Genomic DNA, 23,373 nt, shown 5'->3' with positions numbered 1-23,373 from the left:
AACCTTTATTTCGAAAATTTTCGTTTCATTATCTTTCGTTGAAGTTGTAAAAGGGCGAAACTAAGACCCATTGCAGCGACAAAGGATAAAGCTGTATTTAATTTTATAGCTAAAAAGATAAAACTAAAAAGTGCCATAAAAATACAGAAACAAGCGATATTTACAAAAAATAAAATCTCTTTTAGGTTAGGGCCGACTGGGGCTTCAGGTGTGTAATCTTGGTAAAGCGGAGTTTGTTTTGATTCGGGAGCTTGTTCAAACTCATAAGCTTCTAGTTTTCTTGCGGACATGATTCTCTCCTTAACAGTACATAACTATTTTATCATTTTTTATGCAGAGAATTATTACAGGATTGTTACAAAACTACTAAAGTCTCTTATCATCCTCTAAGTCGCTCTCTTGACACCTACAAGGGAAAATGGTAGCATGGATGTTACACTTAAAACAGATGACATGACCTTCTCTTTTATAAATATACTGAGAAAGAAAAGGATAACTTATATAAATTGATAGTAAGCTGAGGCTTTTCCTAAGATGATTTGTTAAGTTGCTACCCTGATTTATTTTAAAAAGTATTGGTAGGAGTTGTTTTGAATGGATGATAAGACAGAGATTCTGTCTATTGGTCTGGGTGGCTTTTAAACTACCTCTGGGGAAAAGTAAAAAGGAGATAAGCATGTATCTTGCTATCAAAGAGATATTACGAAACAAACTTCGATATAGTTTGATTCTAACTACCATTTTTCTTATCGCTTTCATGGTCTTTTTTATGACCAGTCTAGCTCTTGGTCTTGTGCGAAACAACCGAGCAGCTATTGATAATTGGCAAGCGACGGGTGTCGTTTTATCCGACTACGCAAATGATAATTTGACAGCATCCTTTATTCCTGAAAAGGACCACAAGGACAAGAGTTCTGAAGAGGCTGCTCCATTGGGCTATATGTTCGCTGTAACCAATCTAGTCGATGGTAGTGAAAAGGTCAATGTTTCCATTTTTGCTCAAAACTGGGACTCTTTTATCTCTCCTAGTTTGACGGAGGGTCGTTATCCTGAAGGAGATGATGAGGTTGTCGTGGATCAGTCTTTTGAGAACTATGGGATGAAGCTAGGTGATGCCATTCAGCTCAATGGAAGTGATTCAAGTTACAAGATTGTAGGCCTGACTCAAGGAAATAAGTTTTTCACTGAGCCTGTTGTCTTTACGAGTCTGACAACTTATTGGACCTTACAAGGAACCTTGAAAGCCAATCGTTCCATCACTGCCTTGGTATTGAAAAATGACATAGAAGTGTCTGGCGATGGACTGAAACAGATTTCCATTCCAAAAATGATTTCGAAAATTCCTGGTTACACACCTCAGGTGAATGTATTTTCAGGAATGATTCTCGCTATGATTGTCATTACAGGCTTGATTGTGGGGATTTTTGTTTATATCATTACCATCCAAAAACTAGGCCTTTATGGAATAATGCGAGCTCAAGGGATACAGATCAAAACCATTGTATGGTCTCTATTCTGTCAAATCTTCCTCCTAGCTGGTATGGGGATTGCTTTAGCCTTGCTGGCAATCGGAGGAGTGATTTTAGTCTTACCAGCTACCTTCTTTTTCTATCCAAGTTGGATAGCCTACTCTGTCCTAAGTTTGGTAATTTCCTTGATGGCCCTTCTAGGTGGTGTCATTTCACTTCCACGCTTGTTAAAGGTGGACCCGATTACTGCGATTGCAGAATGATAAGGAGAATAGTATGACAGCATTGATTGAAATGAATCAAGTGACAAAAACCTACGGGGAAGGAAAGATGAAAGTCGTAGCCCTGCATGAGACGAATTTTCAGCTAAATGCGGGAGAGTTCGTAGCTATCGTTGGACCTTCAGGTTCCGGAAAGACGACCTTTCTAACAACTCTAGGACAACTACAGGAAGCATCGAGTGGAAAGATTCTAGTCAAGGGGAAGGAAACAGGCAGTTTGACGGAGAAGGAAAAAACAGATCTCCGTTTTAGAGAGTTTGGTTTCATTCTCCAGGCTTCAAACTTAATTCCTTTTCTAACGGTCAAGGAACAGCTAGATTTGATAGACAGACTAGATAAGGGGAAAAATAGTAAAAGTGACCGAAAAGAGCTGTTTGACTTGTTGGATTTGGAAAAAGTTCAAAATCATTATCCCAAAGCTCTATCGGGTGGTGAACGTCAACGTGCCGCGATTGCTAGAGCGCTCTATAACAATCCAAGCATTGTGCTTGCAGATGAGCCGACAGCCAGTCTTGACACTGAGCGTGCTTACCAAGTAACGGAGATGCTGGCTGCCATTGCCCATGAACAAGGTAGAGGAGTTGTTATGATTACGCACGATACTCGTCTTCTTGATAAGGTTGATCGTATTTATGTCATGAACGATGGCCACCTAGTTGAAGAAACACATGCATAAAATAGAGTGAATGGTACAAGTTACTGTTCACTTTTTTGATTGGAAAAGATAGAAACAAGTTTAACTTTTTGTGAAACTCTCAGTAACCATAGCTGATTTTTGAGAAATGTGGTATAATCTTCCTTATGGAAAAGATTATCATTACAGCAACTGCTGAAAGTATTGAACAAGTTGAACAACTACTCGAAGCTGGCGTAGACCGTATCTATGTCGGTGAGAAAGATTTTGGCCTTCGTCTGCCAACGACTTTTAGTCATGACCAATTGCGTGAGATTGCTAAGTTGGTTCATGAAGCTGGCAAAGAATTGATTGTTTCGGTTAATGCCCTCATGCACCAAGATATGATGGACCGTATCAAGCCTTTCCTAGACTTCTTGGAAGAAATCAAGACAGACTATATTACTGTTGGGGATGCAGGTGTCTTTTACGTTGTCAATCGCGATGGTTATTCCTTTAAGACCATTTATGATGCTTCAACCATGGTAACAAGCAGTCGTCAGATTAACTTCTGGGGTCAAAAGGCTGGCGCCTCTGAGGCGGTTTTGGCGCGTGAAATTCCATCTGCTGAACTCTTCAAGATGCCAGAGATTTTGAAAATTCCTGCTGAAGTATTGGTTTATGGGGCTAGTGTCATTCACCATTCTAAGCGTCCGCTCTTGCAAAACTACTATAACTTCACGCACATCGATGATGAAAAGACACGTAAACGTGACCTCTTCTTAGCAGAACCGAGTGACCCTGAGAGCCATTATTCTATCTTTGAAGACAATCATGGTACTCACATCTTTGCCAACAATGACCTTGATTTGATGACCAAATTGACAGAATTGGTCGAGCACGGCTTTACTCACTGGAAGCTAGAGGGGCTCTACACACCTGGTCAGAATTTTGTAGAAATTGCTAAACTCTTTATCCAAGCACGTAGCTTGATTCAAGAGGGGAATTTCAGCCATGACCAAGCTTTCTTGTTAGATGAGGAAGTGCGCAAGTTACACCCTAAAAACCGTTTCCTCGACACAGGATTCTATGATTACGATCCTGATATGGTTAAATAGGACACCAAAACCCGAAATAAAAATGTTCGGGTTTTTCCAGTGTATCCATGAAATAAAAACGGATACATGTTATAATAAAAATAGCTCTTTAATGGAGGTGTTTGAGTGGAAAATCTGAAGAAAATGGCAGGTATCAAGGCTGCTGAGTTTGTCAAGGATGGCATGGTAGTCGGACTTGGAACGGGCTCTACTGCCTACTATTTCGTAGAAGAAATCGGTCGTCGGATTAAGGAAGAAGGTTTGCAGATTACTGCTGTGACAACTTCCAGTGTGACTAGTAAACAGGCTGAAGGTCTTAACATCCCGCTCAAGTCAATTGATCAAGTAGACTTTGTCGATGTGACGGTTGATGGGGCGGATGAAGTAGATAGCCAGTTTAACGGAATCAAAGGCGGTGGTGGTGCCCTTCTGATGGAGAAGGTTGTGGCAACGCCCTCAAAAGAATACATTTGGGTGGTAGATGAAAGCAAACTAGTAGAGAAACTAGGTGCTTTTAAATTGCCAGTAGAAGTGGTTCAGTATGGTGCAGAACAGGTCTTTCGTCGGTTTGAACGAGCTGGCTACAAACCAAGTTTCCGTGAAAAAGACGGCCAACGTTTTGTGACCGATATGCAGAACTTTATCATTGATCTTGCCTTGGATGTCATTGAAGATCCGATTACTTTCGGGCAAGAAATGGACCATGTCGTTGGTGTCGTAGAGCATGGCTTGTTCAACCAAATGGTGGACAAGGTCATCGTAGCGGGACGAGATGGTGTTCAGATTTTAACTTCAACAAAAGCAAGATAACTAAAATAATAAGGAGACAGATTATGTCAAAATTTAATCGTATTCACTTGGTGGTACTGGATTCTGTAGGAATCGGTGCTGCGCCAGATGCCAATAACTTTGTCAATGCAGGGGTTCCAGACGGAGCTTCTGACACACTGGGACACATTTCAAAAACCGTTGGTTTGAATGTACCAAACATGGCTAAAATCGGTCTAGGAAATATTCCTCGCGAAACGCCGCTTAAGACTGTACCAGCTGAAAGCAATCCAACAGGTTATGCAACAAAATTGGAAGAAGTTTCCCTTGGTAAGGATACCATGACTGGTCACTGGGAAATCATGGGACTCAACATTACTGAGCCTTTCGATACTTTCTGGAACGGATTCCCAGAAGAAATCCTGACAAAAATCGAAGAATTTTCTGGACGTAAGGTCATTCGTGAAGCCAACAAACCTTACTCAGGAACAGCTGTTATCGATGATTTTGGACCACGTCAGATGGAAACAGGGGAGTTGATTATCTATACTTCAGCTGATCCTGTTTTGCAAATTGCTGCCCACGAAGACATCATTCCTTTGGATGAATTGTACCGTATCTGTGAATATGCTCGTTCGATTACTCTTGAACGTCCAGCCCTTTTAGGTCGTATCATTGCTCGTCCTTATGTGGGTGAACCAGGTAACTTCACTCGTACGGCAAATCGTCGTGACTTGGCCGTATCTCCATTTGCCCCGACTGTTTTGGATAAATTGAACGAAGCTGGCATCGATACGTACGCTGTTGGTAAAATAAACGATATCTTTAACGGTGCGGGTATTAACCATGACATGGGCCACAACAAGTCAAACAGCCACGGAATTGATACATTATTGAAGACAATGGGACTTGCTGGGTTTGAAAAAGGATTCTCCTTCACAAACTTGGTGGACTTTGATGCCCTTTACGGCCACCGCCGCAATGCTCATGGTTACCGTGATTGCTTGCATGAGTTTGATGAGCGCTTGCCTGAAATTATCGCAGCTATGAGAGAGGATGACCTTCTCTTGATTACTGCTGACCATGGAAATGACCCAACCTATGCAGGAACAGACCACACTCGTGAATATATTCCACTTTTAGCTTACAGCCCTAGCTTTAAGGGAAATGGTGTCATTCCAGTTGGACATTTTGCAGATATCTCAGCAACAGTTGCGGATAACTTTGGAGTGGAAACTGCCATGATTGGGGAAAGTTTCTTAGATAAATTGGTATAAGATGACACACTATGCTTTACTGGTTAGGGGCATTAATGTCGGTGGGAAAAATAAAGTTGTCATGGCGCAACTTCGTCAAGAACTGACAGAGTTGGGACTGGAAAAGGTTGAAACCTACATCAACAGTGGCAACATTTTCTTTACTTCGACAGCTCCCAAAGCCCAATTGGTTGAAAAGTTAGAGGCTTTCTTTGAAATCCATTATCCATTTATTCAGATCTTTTCCTTGTTGAGTCTTGAGGACTTTGAAGAGGAACTTGAAAATCTGCCTGAATGGTGGACCAAAGATTTGGCACGAAAGGACGTCCTCTTTTACACGGAGGGCTTGGATGTGGATCAAGTCATCGAGAAAGTTGAAAGTTTGGAACTGAAAGATGAAGTGATTCATTTTGGAAGACTTGGGATTTTCTGGGGGAAATTCTCTGAAAAATCCTACTATGCAACTGCCTATCACAAGTACTTGCTCAAGATGCCTTTCTACCGCAACATCACCATTCGCAACGCAAAAACCTTTGACAAAATCGGTCAAATGCTAAAAAATAATAAAGGAGACACACAATGACATTTTTAGATAAAATCAAGGAAACAGCTGCTTTCCTGAAAGACAAGGGAATCCAAGCACCTGAGTTTGGTTTAATCCTTGGATCAGGACTTGGAGAATTGGCAGAAGAAATCGAAAATCCAGTTGTAGTAGACTATGCAGACATTCCAAACTGGGGCCGCTCTACAGTAGTTGGGCACGCTGGTAAATTGGTATATGGTGAACTTGCAGGGCGCAAGGTCTTGGCTCTTCAAGGACGCTTCCATTTCTACGAGGGAAATCCTCTTGAAGTCGTGACTTTCCCAGTACGTGTAATGAAAGTACTCGGATGTGAAGGTGTCATTGTAACCAATGCAGCTGGAGGTATTGGATTTGGTCCTGGTACCTTGATGGCTATCTCAGACCATATCAATATGACGGGGGAAAACCCATTGATGGGTGAAAACTTGGATGATTTTGGTCCACGTTTCCCAGATATGTCTAAAGCCTACACTCCAGAATACCGTGCTACTGCCCATGAAGTGGCTAAAAAACTCGGTATCAAGCTTGATGAAGGTGTCTATATTGGTGTAACAGGTCCGACTTATGAAACCCCAGCAGAGATTCGTGCCTATAAGACATTGGGAGCAGATGCAGTTGGTATGTCTACAGTTCCTGAAGTTATTGTGGCAGCTCACTCGGGCTTGAAAGTTCTCGGTATTTCATGTATTACGAACCATGCTGCTGGTTTCCAAGAAGAACTCAACCACGAGGAAGTTGTGGAAGTGACAGAGCGTGTTAAAGGCGACTTCAAAGGCTTGCTTAAAGCGATTCTTGCTGAATTGTAATGTCATGAGAGTTCACTTTATTTTACATGAGACATTTGAGGTTCCAGGCGCATATCTAAAATGGGCTCTAGAACGAGGTCATCAAATTACATCAACAAAGGTTTATGAAAAAGAACCTCTTCCTGAAACAATTGACGGGATTAATTTTCTGATTGTCATGGGTGGTCCTCAATCACCTGATGAGGATAGAGAAAACTTCCCATACTATGATCCAAAGGCTGAGCTTGCTTTTATGAAAGAAGCGATTGCTGCAGATATTTATATTGTTGGTGTCTGTCTTGGTGCGCAACTCCTGTCTGTTGCCTATGGTGCGAAGTATGAACATAGTCCAGAGCGCGAGATCGGCGTTTATCCTGTGACATTGACGATGCAAGGTCTAACAGATCCTCATGTCAGCTTGTTCGGAAAAAACATAGAAACCGGCCACTGGCATGGTGATATGCCAGGGCTGACAGAGGATGCTGTTGTTCTTGCGACCAGTCAAGGTTGTCCACGTCAGATTATTCGTTTCAGTCCAAAACATTATGCCTTTCAGGCTCATTTGGAATTTGATCCAGACGCAATAGAGTTATTGATTGCTGCGGATGGTGAGGAGAAATTAAGAGAGCAAAGTGAAAAGTTGCCTTTTGTTCAAACACCAGAAGAATTACGTGGAAACGATTATTCTGAAATGAATGCAAAACTGTATGTATTTTTAGATTCATTGGTAAACTAGGAATTACAGAAAGGCAGAGTATCTGAGTTATAGTCAAACTCGGGCTAATTGTTCTGTGAAATATTTAATTTTAAAATCAAGAAAGAAAGGATGGGTAAACCGTATTTGTTGAACTGAATACGGGCGGAGAACTGTGTAAAAAAGATAAACTGTCTAGCATCTGCGATGCGTCGTCAGTTTCCTATTTTTACTTTGTTCTCTGTCGCTATCCTAAATATACAAAAAGAAAGGTAGAGTAAGGTGTTCAGATTTGAACACGAGCGGAAAACTTTTCTAAAACATTGAAAGGTAGGGTAGTTTGGTTTTGAATTGAACCCGAGCTATTCTCCTATTTATCATCAAAATTAAGAAAGAAAGGAATTGAACCCACCCTAAAAGCAGTGGGAAAAAGATAGTTGGTCTAGCGAGCATCGCTCACTGCGCCCAACTCCTATTTTCCCTTCGCTTTTTGACGGGTTTGGTATCTTATATTATGTCTATCCATATTGCTGCTCAGCAGGGTGAAATTGCTGATAAAATTCTTCTTCCTGGGGATCCTCTTCGTGCGAAATTTATTGCGGAAAACTTCCTTGAAGATGCTGTTTGTTTTAATGAAGTGCGTAACATGTTTGGTTACACTGGTACTTACAAAGGGCACCGTGTATCGGTCATGGGAACTGGGATGGGGATGCCGTCCATTTCGATTTATGCGCGTGAGTTGATTGTGGACTACGGTGTGAAAAAATTGATCCGTGTGGGAACTGCTGGTTCTTTGAATGAAGATGTCCACGTCCGTGAATTGGTTTTGGCGCAAGCAGCTGCAACCAACTCAAACATCATCCGCAACGACTGGCCACAGTATGATTTCCCACAAATTGCTAGTTTTGACTTGCTAGACAAGGCCTACCATATCGCCAAAGAACTAGGTATGACCACCCACGTTGGGAACGTTTTGTCATCAGATGTCTTTTATTCAAACTACTTTGAAAAGAACATCGAACTTGGTAAATGGGGAGTTAAAGCTGTCGAAATGGAAGCAGCAGCCCTTTACTACTTGGCTGCCCAACACCACGTCGATGCACTTGCTATCATGACCATTTCTGATAGCTTGGTCAATCCAGATGAAGACACCACTGCAGAAGAACGCCAAAACACCTTCACTGATATGATGAAGGTCGGCTTGGAAACCTTAATTGCAGAGTAAATTGTAAAAGAAAATCCTGATTTCAAGTGGAATCAGGATTTTTTCATAGATGCGATTTTTTCTGGGTCTGGTGTAACGCGGAGGGTCTTTTGTCCTGTGTAGGTTACAAAGCCAGGTTTTCCACCAGTTGGTTTGTTGAGTTTTTTCACTTCAATCATATCCACCTGCACGAGATTTGACAAACGCCCTTTGGAGAAGTAGGCAGCTAGTTCGGCCGCATCTGTCTTGACTTCATCAGAAGGATTAAGATTTCCTGAGATGACGACATGGCTTCCAGGGATGTCCTTGGCATGGAACCAAAGTTCCTCCTTGCGGGCCATTTTAAAGGTCAATTCCTCATTTTGCAGGTTGTTTCGTCCGACATAGATGATGGTCTTGCCATCGCTCGCCAGATACTGTTCTGGTTTTTTGCGTTTCTGAATTTTCTCGCGTTGGCGTCTTCTAATAAAGCCTGTTTGGATCAATTCTTCACGGATTTCAGCGATTTCCTCCAGCCCAGCTTGGTTGAGAACAGTCTCAACACTTTCCAGATAGAGAATGGTTGCCTTGGTTTCTTCAATCAACTCAGTCAGGTATTTGACAGCTTCTTTGAGTTTCTGGTAGCGTTTAAAGTAGCGTTGGGCATTCTGACTAGGAGTTAGTGCCTTATCAAGAGCAATGGTGATAGGTTGGTTGGTGTAGTAGTTGTCCAAGGTAACCTGATCTTGGTCATTCGGAACTTGGTGGAGGAAGGTTGTCAACAATTCTCCTTTTTGGCGAAATTCTTCAGCATTGTCTGTCGCTAGTAACTCTTTTTCTTGTTTTTTAAGCTTATGTCGATTTTTCTGAAGTTCATTTTCAACACGACGAATGAGCTCACTGGCTTGCTGTTTGACACGGTCCCGTTCAGCCTTGTCCTTATAGTAGGTGTCCAGCAAGTCAGAAAGGCTGGCAAAAGGCTCTCCCACCTGATTTACAAAAGGAACTGGGCTGAAGGAAGTCTCTGTTAAGCATGGATTGGTTTCTTGCCCGAAGAAGTTTCGGAAAGTAGACAGTTTATCACTGACAAGAATGTTTTCCAATTCATTTGCCGTATCACGTCCTAGACCATGAAAGAGACTTTGAAGATTTTTTGCTGTTAGTTCCTGTGTTTGTAGGATTTCAAAGAGTTTTTCATCCTTGACAGTAAATGGATTGAGAGACTCGGTACTCGGCGGAGCGATATAGGTAGATCCTGGAAGTAAGGTGCGGTAGCTATTTTGTGAAAAGCCGACGTGTTTGATGACTTCGAGGATTTTATGGCTACTTTTATCTACGAGGAGAATATTACTGTGTTTGCCCATGATTTCGATAATCAAGGTAGCCTGAATATGGTCTCCAATCTCGTTTTTATTGGAAACGGTAATTTCCACGATACGGTCGTTTTCCACTTGCTCAATCGACTCAATCAGGGCGCCTTGTAAATACTTTCTCAAAACCATGATAAAAGTCGAAGGTTGGGCTGGATTTTCAAAAGTTGTTTGGGTCAGCTGGATGCGACCAAAAACGGGATGAGCAGAGAGGAGCAGGCGATGGCTTTGGCGATTGCTGCGGATTTGCAAGACCAACTCTTGTTCAAAAGGTTGATTGATTTTCTGAATGCGACCATTGACCAACTCGCTTCGCAATTCCTCAACCATGTGGTGTAAAAAAAATCCGTCAAATGACATCGTTCTCTCCTTGTGATTGTATTCCATAGTATTATATCAAAAAGGTAGAATAAAATCATGGAAATGTGGTATAATAAAGCCAAGTAAAGAGAATCGAGAAGTACATGTATATTGAAATGGTAGATGAAACTGGTCAAGTTTCACAAGAAATCTTGCAACAAACCCAAGAAATTTTGGAATTTGCAGCCCAAAAAATAGGAAAAGAAGACAAGGAGATGGCAGTTACTTTTGTGACCAACGAGCGTAGCCACGAACTCAATCTAGAGTACCGTGATACGGATCGTCCGACAGATGTCATTAGCCTTGAGTATAAACCAGAGTTGGACATCTCCTTTGACGAAGAGGATTTGCTTGAAAATCCTGAATTGGCAGAGATGATGTCTGAGTTTGATGCCTATATTGGGGAACTGTTCATCTCTATCGATAAAGCGCATGAGCAGGCTGAGGAATACGGTCACAGCTTTGAGCGTGAAATGGGCTTCTTGGCAGTACACGGCTTTTTACACATTAACGGCTACGATCACTACACTCCGGAAGAAGAAGCGGAGATGTTCGGTTTACAAGAAGAAATTTTGACAGCCTATGGACTCACAAGACAATAAACGAAAATGGAAAAATCGTGACCTGGTATCCAGTTTAGAATTTGCTCTTACAGGAATTCTGACTGCTTTCAAGGAAGAACGCAATATGCGAAAACATGCAGTGACGGCTCTAGTAGTCATCTTTGCAGGTTTTGTTTTTCAGGTGTCACGAATCGAATGGCTCTTTCTCCTAATGAGCATTTTCTTAGTAGTAGCATTTGAGATTATTAACTCTGCTATTGAAAATGTAGTGGATTTAGCCAGTCACTATCACTTTTCTATGTTGGCAAAGAAAGCCAAGGACATGGCAGCAGGAGCTGTGCTAGTGGTCTCTCTTTTTGCTGCAATGACAGGTGCACTTATCTTTATCCCACGCATTTGGGATATACTATTTTAAACTATAAGAGGAAATTATGACATTTAAATCAGGCTTTGTAGCTATTTTGGGACGTCCCAATGTTGGGAAGTCAACCTTTTTAAATCACGTCATGGGGCAAAAGATTGCCATTATGAGTGACAAAGCGCAAACAACGCGCAATAAAATCATGGGGATTTACACCACGGATAAGGAGCAAATCGTCTTTATCGATACACCGGGGATTCACAAGCCCAAAACAGCTCTTGGAGATTTCATGGTGGAATCAGCCTATAGTACTTTGCGTGAAGTGGATACTGTTCTATTCATGGTGCCAGCTGATGAGCCACGTGGTAAGGGCGACGATATGATTATCGAGCGTCTGAAAGCTGCCAAGGTTCCTGTGATTCTGGTGGTGAATAAGATTGACAAGGTCCATCCAGACCAACTTTTGGCTCAGATTGATGACTTCCGTAACCAGATGGACTTTAAGGAAATTGTTCCTATCTCAGCCCTTCAGGGAAATAACGTTTCTCGACTAATCGATATTTTGAGTGAAAATCTAGAGGAAGGTTTCCAGTATTTCCCATCTGATCAAATCACAGACCACCCTGAGCGTTTCTTGGTTTCAGAAATGATTCGTGAGAAGGTTCTTCATTTGACTCGCGAAGAGATTCCTCATTCTGTCGCAGTAGTGGTCGACTCTATGAAGCGTGATGAAGAGACAGACAAGGTTCACATCCGAGCAACCATCATGGTGGAGCGCGATAGCCAAAAAGGAATTATCATCGGAAAAGGTGGCGCTATGCTCAAGAAAATAGGGACCATGGCCCGTCGTGATATCGAACTCATGCTAGGGGACAAGGTTTTCCTAGAAACTTGGGTCAAGGTCAAGAAAAACTGGCGTGATAAAAAGCTAGATTTGGCTGACTTTGGCTATAATGAAAAAGAATACTAAGTAGAGGTGGGCTCATGCCTGCTTCTTGTTTTTACAGAAGGAGGATTTATGCCTGAATTACCTGAGGTTGAAACGGTTCGTCGTGGCTTAGAAAAATTGATCTTGGGAAAGAAGATTTCTAATATAGAGATTATTTATCCTAAGATGATCAAGACGAATTTGGACGAGTTTCGAAAGGAAGTGCCTGGTCAAGTAATTGAGTCCTTGGGGCGTCGTGGAAAATATTTGCTTTTTTACCTGACAGGCAAGGTATTGATTTCTCATCTGCGGATGGAGGGAAAGTATTTTTACTATCCGAACCATGTTCCTGAACGCAAGCATGCCCATGTTTTCTTCCAGTTTGAGGATGGTGCCACTCTTGTATATGAGGACGTACGCAAGTTTGGTACGATGGAACTATTGGCACCCGACCTTTTGGATGTCTACTTTATTTCTAAGAAACTAGGCCCTGAGCCAAGAGAGCAGGACTTTGATTTGCAGGTCTTTCAAGCTGCCCTAGCCAAGTCTAAAAAGCCTATCAAATCCCATCTCCTAGACCAAACCTTGGTAGCTGGCCTTGGGAATATCTATGTGGATGAGGTTCTCTGGCGAGCTCAGATTCATCCAGCAAGACCTTCCCAGACTTTGACAGCAGAAGAAGCGACAGCCATTCATGACCAGACCTTTGCTGTTTTGGGGCAGGCAGTTGAAAAGGGCGGCTCCACCATTCGGACCTATACCAATGCCTTTGGGGAAGACGGAACCATGCAGGATTTCCATCAGGTCTATGATAAGACTGGACAAGCATGTTCGCGCTGTGGGACAGTGATTGAGAAATTCCAGCTCGGTGGACGGGGAACTCATTTTTGTCCTCAGTGTCAAAGGAGGGACTGATGGGAAAAATCATTGGAATTACAGGAGGAATTGCCTCTGGTAAGTCAACTGTGACAAATTTCCTAAGAGAGCAAGGCTTTCAAGTGGTGGATGCTGACGCAGTCGTCCACCAACTACAGAAACCTGGTGGTCGTCTTTATCAGCTCTTAGTTCAGCACTTTGGGCAGGAAATTATCTTAGAAAATGGAGAATTCAATCGCCCTCTCCTAGCTAGTCTCATCTTCTCAAATCCTGAGGAGCGGGAATGGTCTAAACAAACCCAAGGAGAGATTATTCGTGAGGAATTGGCTGCATTGAGAGACCAGTTAGCCCAGACAGAAGCGATTTTTTTCATGGATATTCCCCTGCTTTTTGAACAGGGCTACAGTGCTTGGTTTGATGAAACGTGGCTGGTCTATGTGGACCGTGATGTTCAGGTGGAACGTTTCATGAAACGGGATCATCTTTCTAAGGAAGTAGCAGAGTCCCGTTTGGCCGCCCAGTGGTCTTTAGAAGAAAAGAAAAAATTAGCGAGTCATATATTAGATAACAATGGCAGTCGTGATCAGCTTGTGAGTCAAGTAATGAAGTTACTTGAAGGAGGCGATAGCTGTGCAAGAGATTAGTTGGAAAGAGAATCTTCGTGTTGCCTGGTTCGGTAGTTTTCTAACGGGCGCCAGCATTTCCTTGGTCGTTCCTTTCATGCCTATCTTTGTGGAGCAGTTGGGAATTGAAGGGGACCAAGTTGCTTTCTATGCTGGATTAGCCATCTCAGTTTCGGCTGTTTCAGCAGCTCTAGTTTCTCCCATCTGGGGTATTCTTGCTGACAAGTACGGTCGAAAACCCATGATGATTCGAGCAGGTCTTGCCATGACCATTACGATGGGAGGTTTGGCCTTCGTGCCAAATATCTATTGGCTACTCTTTTTGCGCTTGCTCAATGGTGTATTTACTGGTTTTGTCCCCAATGCGACAGCCTTGATTGCTAGTCAGGTACCTAAAGATAAGTCTGGAGCGGCTCTGGGGACTCTATCTACAGGTGTTGTTGCAGGAACACTGACGGGTCCCTTTGTTGGAGGCTTTATTGCTGAAATTTTTGGCATTCGTAATGTCTTTTTATTGGTAGGTTCTTTCTTATTTTTAGCTGCAATCCTAACCATTTTCTTTATCAAGGAAGATTTTCAGCCAGTTGCTAAGGAGAAGGCTATCCCAACGAAAGAAGTATTTTCTTCTTTCAAGTATCCTAGACTCTTAGTAAACCTATTTTTGACGAGCTTTGTCATTCAATTTTCAGCTCAATCAATTGGCCCCATTTTAGCTCTCTATGTGCGGGACTTAGGGCAGACTGAGAATCTCCTCTTTGTATCAGGATTGATCGTATCCAGCATGGGATTTTCTAGCATGATGAGTGCTGGAATTCTAGGAAAACTTGGCGATAAGGTAGGGAATCATAGATTGTTGGTCGCGGCGCAGATTTATTCCGTCATCATTTACCTTCTTTGTGCCCATGCAACCAGCCCCCTTCAACTTGGCTTGTATCGTTTTCTCTTTGGTCTGGGAACAGGAGCTCTCATACCAGGTGTCAATGCTCTTCTTAGCAAAATGACTCCAAAATCAGGTATTTCACGGATTTTCGCCTTCAACCAAGTCTTTTTTTACCTTGGTGGAGTGATCGGACCTATGGCGGGATCCGCAGTTGCAGGATATTTGGGCTACCATGCTGTCTTTTATGCGACAGCAGCCTGTGTAGCTTTCAGTTGTTTATGCAACTTAGTACAATTTAGATCATTATTAAAAGTAAAGGAAATCTAGTGCGAGTAAAAATCAATCTCAAGTGCTCCTCTTGTGGCAGCATGAATTATCTAACCAGTAAGAACTCCAAAACCCATCCAGACAAGATTGAGGTGTTAAAATATTGTCCAAAGGAAAGAAAAGTAACTTTACATCTTGAATCTAAGTAGAATTTATGGTAAAATAATAGGGATTTTAAGGAGTTTGATATGTATAACCTATTATTAACCATTTTATTAGTATTATCTGTTGTGATTGTGATTGCGATTTTCATGCAACCAACTAAGAACCAATCCAGCAATGTATTTGATGCCAGCTCAGGTGATTTGTTTGAACGTAGTAAAGCGCGTGGTTTTGAAGCTGTGATGCAACGTTTGACAGGTATTTTAGTCTTTTTCTGGCTAGCCATTGCCTTAGCATTGACGGTATTATCAAGTAGATAAGAAATGGGCGAGACTAGGTCTTAGCCTATTTTTATTTTGAATGATGTTTACTAAAGTTATCACTCAAAAAATTATAAAAATCTAGAAAGAAAACATGAAAGATAAAATTAAAGAATATTTGCAAGAGAAGGGGCGAGTGACGGTAAATGATCTTGCTCAGGCTCTCGGAAAGGATGGGTCCAAGGATTTCCGTGAGTTGATTAAAACCCTGTCTCTGATGGAAAGAAAGCACCAGATTCGCTTTGAAGATGATGGTAGCTTATGTCTGGACCAAAAGAAGAAACATGAAATCACTCTCAAAGGGGTTTTTCATGCCCATAAAAATGGCTTTGGCTTTGTCAGTCTAGAAGGCGAAGAGGACGATCTTTTTGTAGGAAAAAACGATGTCAATTATGCCATTGATGGTGATACCGTTGAGGTCGTGATCAAAAAAGTCGCTGACCGCAACAAGGGAACTGCTGCAGAAGCCAAAATTATCGATATCCTAGAGCATAGTCTGACAACAGTTGTCGGGCAAATCGTTCTGGATCAGGAAAAGCCCAAGTATGCCGGCTACATCCGTTCAAAAAATCAGAAAATCAGCCAACCGATCTATGTGAAGAAACCGGCTATCAAGTTGGAAGGTACAGAGGTTCTCAAGGTCTTTATCGACAAATATCCAAGTAAGAAACATGATTTCTTTGTCGCTAGTGTGCTAGACGTGGTGGGGCACTCGACTGATGCTGGGATTGATGTTCTTGAAGTCTTGGAATCCATGGATATTGTCTCAGAATTTCCAGAAGTTGTTCTCAAGGAGGCAGAAAGTGTGCCAGATGCTCCGTCTCAAAAGGATATGGAAGGTCGTCTGGACCTGAGAGATGAGATTACCTTTACCATTGACGGTGCGGATGCTAAGGACTTGGATGATGCGGTACACATCAAGCCTTTGAAAAATGGCAATATCGAACTCGGTGTTCACATCGCGGATGTTTCCTACTATGTGACAGAGGGGTCTGCCCTTGACAAGGAAGCCCTTAACCGCGCGACTTCTGTTTATGTGACAGACCGTGTGGTCCCAATGCTTCCAGAGCGTCTGTCAAATGGTATCTGCTCCCTCAATCCTCAAGTCGATCGCTTGACCCAGTCTGCCATTATGGAAATTGATAAACATGGTCGTGTGGTTAATTACACCATTACCCAAACGGTTATCAAGACTAGTTTTCGCATGACCTATAGCGCTGTTAATGATATCCTGGCTGGCGATGAGGAAAAGAGGCAAGAGTTTAAGAAAATTGTTCCTAGTATCGAACTGATGGCCAAGCTTCATGAAAGGCTAGAAAGCATGCGTGTGAAACGTGGAGCTCTCAATTTTGATACCAGTGAAGCTAAGATTCTAGTGGATAAAAAAGGTAAGCCTGTGGATATCGTTCTTCGTCAGCGTGGAATTGCAGAGCGGATGATCGAGTCCTTCATGTTGATTGCTAACGAAACGGTTGCCGAACACTTTAGTAAGCTGGACCTTCCTTTTATCTATCGGATTCACGAGGAGCCCAAGGCTGAAAAGGTTCAGAAGTTTATTGATTACGCTTCGAGCTTTGGCTTGCGAATTTATGGGACTGCTAGTGAGATTAGCCAGGAGGCCCTTCAAGACATCATGCGTGCTGTTGAGGGAGAACCTTATGCGGATGTATTATCCATGATGCTTCTCCGTTCTATGCAACAGGCTCGCTATTCAGAGCACAATCATGGTCATTATGGTCTTGCTGCAGACTATTACACTCACTTCACCAGCCCCATTCGTCGTTATCCTGACCTTCTAGTCCATCGGATGATTCGCGACTATGGGCGTTCTAAGGAAATAGCAGAGCATTTTGAACAAGTGATTCCAGAGATTGCAACCCAGTCTTCCAACCGTGAGCGTCGTGCCATCGAGGCGGAGCGTGAAGTCGAAGCCATGAAAAAGGCTGAGTACATGGAAAAATACGTGGGTGAAGAGTACGATGCAGTTGTATCCAGCATGGTCAAATTTGGTCTCTTTGTCGAATTGCCAAATACAGTCGAAGGCTTGATTCACATCACCAATTTACCTGAATTTTATCATTTCAACGAGCGTGATTTGACTCTCCGTGGGGAGAAATCAGGAACAACCTTCCGTGTTGGACAGCAGATTCGCATTCGGGTTGAAAGAGCGGATAAGATGACAGGTGAGATTGATTTCTCCTATATCCCAAGTGAGTTTGATGTCATCGAAAAAGGTTTGAAACAAGCTGGGCGCAAAGACAGAGGTCGTGGTTCAAGTCGTCGTTCAGACAAGAAGGAAGACAAGAGAAAATCAGGGTGTTCAAGTGATAAGCACAAGCATTCACAAAAAGATAAAAAGAAAAAAGGCAAGAAACCTTTTTACAAAGAAGTAGCTAAGAAAGGAGCCAAGCATGGCAAAGGGCGAGGGAAAGGTCGTCGCACAAAATAAAAAGGCGCACCACGACTATACAATCGTAGATACGCTAGAGGCAGGAATGGTCCTGACCGGAACTGAAATCAAGAGCGTTCGAGCTGCTCGAATCAATCTCAAGGACGGCTTTGCCCAAGTAAAAAATGGGGAAGTCTGGCTGAGCAATGTTCATATCGCCCCTTACGAAGAGGGGAATATCTGGAACCAGGAACCTGAACGCCGTCGCAAACTCCTGCTCCATAAGAAGCAAATTCAAAAACTGGAACAGGAAACCAAAGGAACAGGAATGACCCTAGTTCCCCTCAAAGTCTATATCAAAGATGGCTACGCTAAACTCCTTTTAGGACTTGCTAAAGGGAAACATGACTATGACAAACGGGAGTCGATCAAGCGACGTGAACAAAACCGCGACATCGCGCGTGTGATGAAAGCTGTCAACCAGCGTTAAGAAGAGGAAGTAAAATGGAAAAACTAATTGCCTATAAACGGATGCCCTTGTGGAATAAACAGACCATGCCTGAAGCAGTTCAGCAAAAGCACAATACCAAGGTCGGCACTTGGGGAAAAATTACTGTCTTGAAAGGGGTACTCAAGTTTATTGAATTAACCGAAGATGGTGAGGTTCTAGCTGAGCACCTCTTTGAGGCAGGAGCAGACAACCCTATGGCACAACCGCAAGCCTGGCACCGAGTAGAGGCTGCAACAGACGATGTAGAGTGGTATTTGGAATTTTATTGTAAACCTGAGGATTATTTCCCTAAGAAATACAATACCAATCCAGTCCATTCAGAGGTCCTAGAGGCTATGCAGACAGTGAAACCAGGAAGAGCCTTGGATTTGGGTTGTGGTCAGGGGCGTAACTCTCTCTTTCTCGCACAGAATGGTTTTGATGTGACAGCTGTGGATCAGAATGAATTGTCCCTTGAAATCTTGCAAAGCATTGTGGAACAAGAGGATCTAGACATGCCTGTAGGACTATACGATATCAATTCGGCCAGCATTAGCCAAGACTATGATTTCATCGTATCGACGGTTGTTCTGATGTTCCTACAAGCGGACCGCATTCCAGCTATTATCCAAAATATGCAGGAGCACACCACGGTCGGTGGCTATAACCTTATCGTCTGTGCTATGGATACAGAGGATTATCCTTGCTCAGTCAATTTCCCATTCACCTTTAAAGAAGGGGAGTTGGCGGACTACTACAAGGATTGGGAATTAATTAAGTACAATGAAAATCCAGGACATTTGCACCGTCGTGATGAAAATGGCAATCGTATTCAACTACGCTTTGCGACTATGTTAGCTAAAAAAATCAAGTAAATCAAACATATACAAGCGAATAGTAACCGATTTGCAAGGTTTCTATTCGTTTTTGTTTGCGTTGGTTGATTGGGGCGAGCAGGATTTTATGCTATACTAGAAGTAGGAAATCTGAGTAGTAGAACTGTATTGCTGATACTCTCAGCGCAAGAAAGTCTTTATGATGGAGGTGGTCGAATGACGAGTCTTTTGGTGGAATTGTATGATCGGCATGTATTGGAAAAGAATGTCTACCAAGCCTTTATCAGTGATTGTGACGAGATTCTCTTTCTTTCTTTGACAAAAATAAGCAATGAAGAGAAAGTCTCCCTCCGTCAGTTTATTCTTGATGAGGTGCACCATATCCAACGAGTGACCTTTCGTCAGCTAACTTTAGAACAATTAACAGATCAGTTAGATTATTGCCTAGCAGGTTACGACCAAGTCCTTCTCGATGTTTTTGGCGGGGATTCACTACTAGCCTTATCTCTCTATCAATATGGCTTGGATCGGCAGCTCCCCATCGTTGCCATGGATGTCGAGCGGGGAAAACAATACAAGTGGGTAGCCGCTCAGTTAGAAAAAGAAGACTTGGACATTCCAACCCTAAGCATCCAACAGCTGATAGCCTTGCGTGGTGGAAAAATGCTCAAATCAAAACGCCCTATCCACTCAGATCAGCAAATTGCAGCCATTAAAAAGCTAGCCAGCTCTGCTATTTCCAATCCTGCTCACTGGTATCAAGTGACCCAATTTTTCTCTCTAGCTAAGACCAATGACCTGCATGCTGAGACAGAAAAGATACTGGAAAACAATGGCAGGTATTATCACTATCCAAAATCCCTTATTCCTTTACTTGTGGAAGCAGGAATGCTTTGTATTGAAAGCGAAGACAAGAAACGAGTAGCATACAGCTTTCCAAGTCAAGAAGCTCAAGTTTTTTGCCGCAACAAGGGGCATATTTTAGAGGTGTATCTTTATCTCTTGGCGCTGGAATCGCAGCTGTTTGATGAGTGTATGATAGGCGGTGAGATTGATTGGAATGGCATCTTTCCAGAGGCGGACAATGTTCAAAATGAGATTGATGTCATTCTGAGAAAGGGACGCTCGATTACCTTTATCTCTTGCAAGATGACAGATTTATCAGTTGAAGCCATTAACGAACTAGAAGTCTACGCCAATCATTTTGCTGGGGAGAGTTGCCTCAAGTTGATTGTTTGTACGGGAAAAATCAATCCAGCTTATGCCAATCGTTGTCAGGAATACGGCGTGCTGGTCATTAGAAGTGAGCAGATTCCTAATCTCATTCCCATGCTAAAAAAATATTCTAAGAGACAAAAAAGATAAGAAATAGTATCATGAAAGGCTGGAATTCCAGTCTTTTTTGCTTCTTTTTCGAATAAATGAGAAAAGGAGGTAGCCCATGTTTGTAGCCAGAGATGCCAAGGGGAATTTTGTGAATGCCCTCGAAAATGATGTGACCAAGCAAGCTTATACTTGTCCAGCCTGTGGAGGCGGACTACGATTACGCCAAGGACAGAGCATTCGAACGCACTTTGCCCATGAAAGGTTAAGGGATTGTATGGCCATTTTTGAGAATGAAAGTCCAGAACACTTGGGCAACAAAGAGGGCCTTTATCACTGGGCCAAGAAAGACAATCAGGTCGCCTTAGAATATAGTCTGCCCGAGATTCAGCAGATAGCAGATGTTCTCGTCAATGAAAAATTAGCACTGGAGGTTCAGTGCAGCCCCTTGTCTCAAAAGCTTTTAGGCGATAGAAGCCAAGGATACCGCAGCCAGGGCTATCAGGTTATCTGGCTACTGGGAGAAAAACTCTGGTTAAAGGAGCGATTAACACAACTGCAAAGGGGCTTTCTCTATTTTAGTCAAAATATGGGTTTCTTTGTTTGGGAACTGGATCTCAAAAGGAAAATTTTGAGACTCAAATATCTTCTGCATCAGGATCTACGTGGCAAGCTTCATTTTCAGGTCAAAGAATTTCCCTATGGAAAAGGAAATCTCTTGGAAATTCTACGATTTCCTTATCAGAAACAAAAACTGCCTCGTTTTGCAGTTGTGCAAGATTCCACTATCTGTCACTACATTCGCCAACAGTTGTACTACCAAAACCCTTACTGGATGAAAAAACAGGAGGAGGCTTATCAACGAGGAGACAATCTATTAAACCGTCAACTGGATGACTGGTATCCCCAGGTCAGACCGATAGAGTCAGGAGATTTTTTGCAGATTGAAACGGATTTGGCTAGCTATTATAGAAATTTTCAGGCCTACTATCAAAAAAATCCGAAAAATAATCGCCAAAAGCTCTATCCACCAGCCTTTTATCACTTATATTTCTCAAAAAATGTGGTAAAATAGAAAGGATGGAGGAATCTTATGGTATTACAACGACATGAAATAAATGAAAAAGATACATGGGATCTTTCGACAATCTACCCAACAGACCAGGCTTGGGAAGAAGCCTTGAAAGATTTAACTGAAAAAGTACAAACAGCAGCCCAGTATGAGGGACATCTCTTGGACAGCGCAGACAGTTTGCTTGAGATCACAGAATTCTCACTCGACTTGGAACGCCAAGTTGAAAAGCTTTATGTCTATGCGCATATGAAAAATGACCAGGACACGCGTGAGACCAAGTATCAAGAGTACTATGCCAAGGCAATGACCCTATACAGTCAGTTAGAACAAGCCTTTTCATTCTATGAACCTGAGTTTATGGAGATTAGCGAAGAGCAGTATGCGGCCTTCCTAGAAGCTCAACCAAAACTCCAAGTTTACAAGCACTTTTTTGACAAGCTCTTGCAAAAGAAAGACCATGTTCTTTCGCAACGTGAGGAAGAATTGCTTGCTGGAGCAGGAGAAATCTTTGGTTCTGCTAGTGAAACCTTCGCTATTTTGGACAATGCGGATATTAGCTTCCCATACGTGCTTGATGACGAAGGCAATGAAGTGCAACTCTCACACGGTACTTACATCCGTTTGATGGAGTCTAAAAACCGTGAAGTGCGTCGTGGTGCCTATGAAGCCCTTTATGCGACTTACGAGCAATTCCAACATACTTATGCTAAGACCTTGCAGACAAATGTTAAGGTGCAAAACTACCGAGCAAAAGTTCGCAACTATAAGAGTGCTCGCCATGCAGCCCTCGCAGCAAACTTTGTTCCAGAAAGTGTCTATGACAATCTAGTAGCAGCAGTTCGCAAGCATTTGCCACTCTTGCATCGTTACCTAGAACTTCGTTCTAAAATCTTAGGTATTTCCGACCTCAAGATGTACGATGTCTACACACCACTTTCGTCAGTAGATTATAGCTTTACCTACGAAGAAGCCTTGAAAAAGGCAGAAGAAGCTTTGGCAGTTTTAGGTGACGACTACTTGAGCCGTGTTAAACGTGCCTTCAGTGAGCGTTGGATTGATGTCTATGAAAACCAAGGCAAGCGTTCTGGTGCCTACTCTGGTGGTTCTTACGATACCAATGCCTTTATGCTTCTCAACTGGCAGGACAATCTAGACAATCTCTTTACCCTTGTCCATGAAACAGGTCACAGTATGCACTCAAGCTATACTCGTGAAACCCAGCCTTATGTTTACGGGGATTACTCTATCTTCTTGGCGGAGATTGCCTCAACCACAAACGAAAATATCTTGACAGAGAAATTGTTGGAAGAAGTAGAAGACGATGCAACTCGCTTTGCTATTCTCAATAACTTCCTAGACGGTTTCCGTGGAACAGTCTTCCGTCAAACTCAATTCGCTGAGTTTGAACACGCCATCCACCAAGCAGACCAAAATGGAGAAGTCTTGACAAGTGATTTCCTCAATAAGCTCTACGCTGACCTGAACCAAGAGTACTATGGACTCAGCAAGGAAGACAATCCTCAGATCCAATACGAGTGGGCACGCATTCCACATTTCTACTATAACTACTATGTTTATCAGTATTCAACTGGTTTTGCAGCTGCTTCAGCCTTGGCTGAGAAGATTGTCCATGGTAGTCAAGAAGACCGTGACCGCTATATAGACTACCTCAGGGCAGGTAAGTCAGACTATCCGCTCAATGTCATGAGAAAAGCGGGAGTGGATATGGAAAAAGAAGACTATCTCAACGATGCCTTTGCAGTCTTTGAACGCCGCTTGAACGAGTTTGAAGCCCTTGTTGAAAAATTGGGACTAGCTTAA

At 42.6% G+C, this 23,373-nt stretch carries 25 protein-coding genes; 23 read left to right on the top strand and 2 right to left on the bottom strand.

Features of this window, described 5'->3' with window-relative positions; genetic code table 11:
* Positions 1 to 5: 5 nt before the first annotated feature.
* Entirely contained in the window at positions 6 to 290 is a 285-nt protein-coding gene (locus CO686_RS05470; protein WP_001276159.1) for a DUF3270 domain-containing protein, read from the bottom strand.
* Between the two features lie 386 nt (positions 291 to 676).
* On the opposite strand from CO686_RS05470, the gene CO686_RS05465 reads away from it, so the two are divergent.
* The 9 genes from CO686_RS05465 (at position 677) to deoD (ending at position 8,771) form a co-directional block, all read left to right on the top strand.
* On the top strand, positions 677 to 1,732 hold the full coding sequence (locus tag CO686_RS05465) for an ABC transporter permease (RefSeq protein WP_070657887.1): 1,056 nt from the start codon (positions 677 to 679) through the stop codon (positions 1,730 to 1,732).
* Between the two features lie 13 nt (positions 1,733 to 1,745).
* On the top strand, positions 1,746 to 2,426 hold the full coding sequence (locus CO686_RS05460; RefSeq protein WP_000125730.1) for an ABC transporter ATP-binding protein: 681 nt from the start codon (positions 1,746 to 1,748) through the stop codon (positions 2,424 to 2,426).
* A gap of 125 nt (positions 2,427 to 2,551) precedes the next feature.
* A complete protein-coding gene (locus tag CO686_RS05455; RefSeq protein WP_096753605.1) occupies positions 2,552 to 3,481 on the top strand; it encodes a peptidase U32 family protein in 930 nt (309 codons plus the stop codon).
* Between the two features lie 105 nt (positions 3,482 to 3,586).
* A complete protein-coding gene (gene rpiA / locus CO686_RS05450; RefSeq protein ID WP_000429269.1) occupies positions 3,587 to 4,270 on the top strand; it encodes a ribose-5-phosphate isomerase RpiA in 684 nt (227 codons plus the stop codon).
* A gap of 23 nt (positions 4,271 to 4,293) precedes the next feature.
* Positions 4,294 to 5,505 (top strand): phosphopentomutase, encoded by a 1,212-nt coding sequence (locus CO686_RS05445; RefSeq protein WP_049500403.1) that lies wholly within the window; start codon positions 4,294 to 4,296, stop codon positions 5,503 to 5,505.
* Between the two features lies 1 nt (position 5,506).
* Entirely contained in the window at positions 5,507 to 6,067 is a 561-nt protein-coding gene (locus CO686_RS05440) for a DUF1697 domain-containing protein (protein WP_096753604.1), read from the top strand.
* Positions 6,064 to 6,873, top strand: coding sequence for a purine-nucleoside phosphorylase (locus CO686_RS05435; protein WP_049500398.1), 810 nt, complete (start codon positions 6,064 to 6,066; stop codon positions 6,871 to 6,873). Before CO686_RS05440 ends, CO686_RS05435 begins: the two co-directional genes overlap by 4 nt.
* A gap of 4 nt (positions 6,874 to 6,877) precedes the next feature.
* Complete coding sequence (locus tag CO686_RS05430; protein WP_065371730.1) at positions 6,878 to 7,588, top strand: type 1 glutamine amidotransferase; 711 nt, start codon at positions 6,878 to 6,880, stop codon at positions 7,586 to 7,588.
* A 472-nt stretch (positions 7,589 to 8,060) separates the two neighbouring features.
* Positions 8,061 to 8,771 (top strand): purine-nucleoside phosphorylase, encoded by a 711-nt coding sequence (deoD, locus tag CO686_RS05425; protein WP_000022091.1) that lies wholly within the window; start codon positions 8,061 to 8,063, stop codon positions 8,769 to 8,771.
* 32 nt (positions 8,772 to 8,803) lie between these two features.
* On the opposite strand, the gene pavA is transcribed toward deoD, so the two are convergent.
* A complete protein-coding gene (gene pavA / locus CO686_RS05420; RefSeq protein WP_049500855.1) occupies positions 8,804 to 10,459 on the bottom strand; it encodes an Rqc2 family fibronectin-binding protein PavA in 1,656 nt (551 codons plus the stop codon).
* Between the two features lie 104 nt (positions 10,460 to 10,563).
* On the opposite strand from pavA, the gene ybeY reads away from it, so the two are divergent.
* From ybeY to pepF, 14 genes are all read left to right on the top strand, one after another.
* A complete protein-coding gene (gene ybeY / locus CO686_RS05415; protein ID WP_000275172.1) occupies positions 10,564 to 11,061 on the top strand; it encodes an rRNA maturation RNase YbeY in 498 nt (165 codons plus the stop codon).
* Positions 11,042 to 11,437 carry a diacylglycerol kinase family protein gene (locus tag CO686_RS05410; RefSeq protein ID WP_049549991.1) on the top strand — a complete coding sequence of 132 codons (396 nt, stop codon included), beginning with the start codon at positions 11,042 to 11,044 and terminating at the stop codon, positions 11,435 to 11,437. The genes ybeY and CO686_RS05410 overlap by 20 nt, the downstream gene beginning before the upstream one ends.
* A 16-nt stretch (positions 11,438 to 11,453) precedes the next feature.
* Positions 11,454 to 12,353, top strand: a complete 900-nt coding sequence (gene era / locus CO686_RS05405) for a GTPase Era (protein ID WP_000143275.1) — start codon at positions 11,454 to 11,456, stop codon at positions 12,351 to 12,353.
* Between the two features lie 48 nt (positions 12,354 to 12,401).
* Positions 12,402 to 13,226, top strand: coding sequence for a DNA-formamidopyrimidine glycosylase (mutM, locus tag CO686_RS05400; RefSeq protein WP_096753603.1), 825 nt, complete (start codon positions 12,402 to 12,404; stop codon positions 13,224 to 13,226).
* Positions 13,226 to 13,831: a dephospho-CoA kinase gene (gene coaE, locus CO686_RS05395; RefSeq protein ID WP_096753602.1), complete on the top strand. Its 606-nt coding sequence runs from the start codon at positions 13,226 to 13,228 to the stop codon at positions 13,829 to 13,831. The genes mutM and coaE overlap by 1 nt, the downstream gene beginning before the upstream one ends.
* Positions 13,818 to 15,017: a multidrug efflux MFS transporter PmrA gene (gene pmrA, locus CO686_RS05390; RefSeq protein WP_096753601.1), complete on the top strand. Its 1,200-nt coding sequence runs from the start codon at positions 13,818 to 13,820 to the stop codon at positions 15,015 to 15,017. The genes coaE and pmrA overlap by 14 nt, the downstream gene beginning before the upstream one ends.
* Positions 15,017 to 15,166 (top strand): 50S ribosomal protein L33, encoded by a 150-nt coding sequence (rpmG, locus tag CO686_RS05385; RefSeq protein ID WP_007519517.1) that lies wholly within the window; start codon positions 15,017 to 15,019, stop codon positions 15,164 to 15,166. Before pmrA ends, rpmG begins: the two co-directional genes overlap by 1 nt.
* A 39-nt stretch (positions 15,167 to 15,205) precedes the next feature.
* Positions 15,206 to 15,439: a preprotein translocase subunit SecG gene (secG, locus tag CO686_RS05380; protein ID WP_000282517.1), complete on the top strand. Its 234-nt coding sequence runs from the start codon at positions 15,206 to 15,208 to the stop codon at positions 15,437 to 15,439.
* Between the two features lie 94 nt (positions 15,440 to 15,533).
* Entirely contained in the window at positions 15,534 to 17,888 is a 2,355-nt protein-coding gene (gene rnr, locus CO686_RS05375) for a ribonuclease R (protein WP_096753600.1), read from the top strand.
* The gene (gene smpB, locus CO686_RS05370; protein WP_001051742.1) at positions 17,851 to 18,318 is read left to right on the top strand and encodes an SsrA-binding protein SmpB; all 468 of its coding nucleotides are present in this window, start codon (positions 17,851 to 17,853) and stop codon (positions 18,316 to 18,318) included. The genes rnr and smpB overlap by 38 nt, the downstream gene beginning before the upstream one ends.
* Positions 18,319 to 18,332: 14 nt before the next feature.
* A complete protein-coding gene (gene tehB, locus CO686_RS05365; protein WP_000413068.1) occupies positions 18,333 to 19,193 on the top strand; it encodes an SAM-dependent methyltransferase TehB in 861 nt (286 codons plus the stop codon).
* Between the two features lie 177 nt (positions 19,194 to 19,370).
* On the top strand, positions 19,371 to 20,519 hold the full coding sequence (locus CO686_RS05360; protein WP_096753599.1) for a PDDEXK family nuclease: 1,149 nt from the start codon (positions 19,371 to 19,373) through the stop codon (positions 20,517 to 20,519).
* A 76-nt stretch (positions 20,520 to 20,595) separates the two neighbouring features.
* On the top strand, positions 20,596 to 21,552 hold the full coding sequence (locus tag CO686_RS05355; RefSeq protein ID WP_033629881.1) for a competence protein CoiA: 957 nt from the start codon (positions 20,596 to 20,598) through the stop codon (positions 21,550 to 21,552).
* An 18-nt stretch (positions 21,553 to 21,570) separates the two neighbouring features.
* The gene (pepF, locus tag CO686_RS05350) at positions 21,571 to 23,373 is read left to right on the top strand and encodes an oligoendopeptidase F (protein ID WP_033629880.1); all 1,803 of its coding nucleotides are present in this window, start codon (positions 21,571 to 21,573) and stop codon (positions 23,371 to 23,373) included.

Origin of the sequence: Streptococcus oralis, assembly GCF_002386345.1 — a bacterium.
Taxonomy (GTDB): Bacteria; Bacillota; Bacilli; order Lactobacillales; family Streptococcaceae; genus Streptococcus; species Streptococcus oralis_S.
Note: the sequence above shows the minus strand (reverse complement) of the source record. Positions and strands in the feature narration are given on the sequence as shown.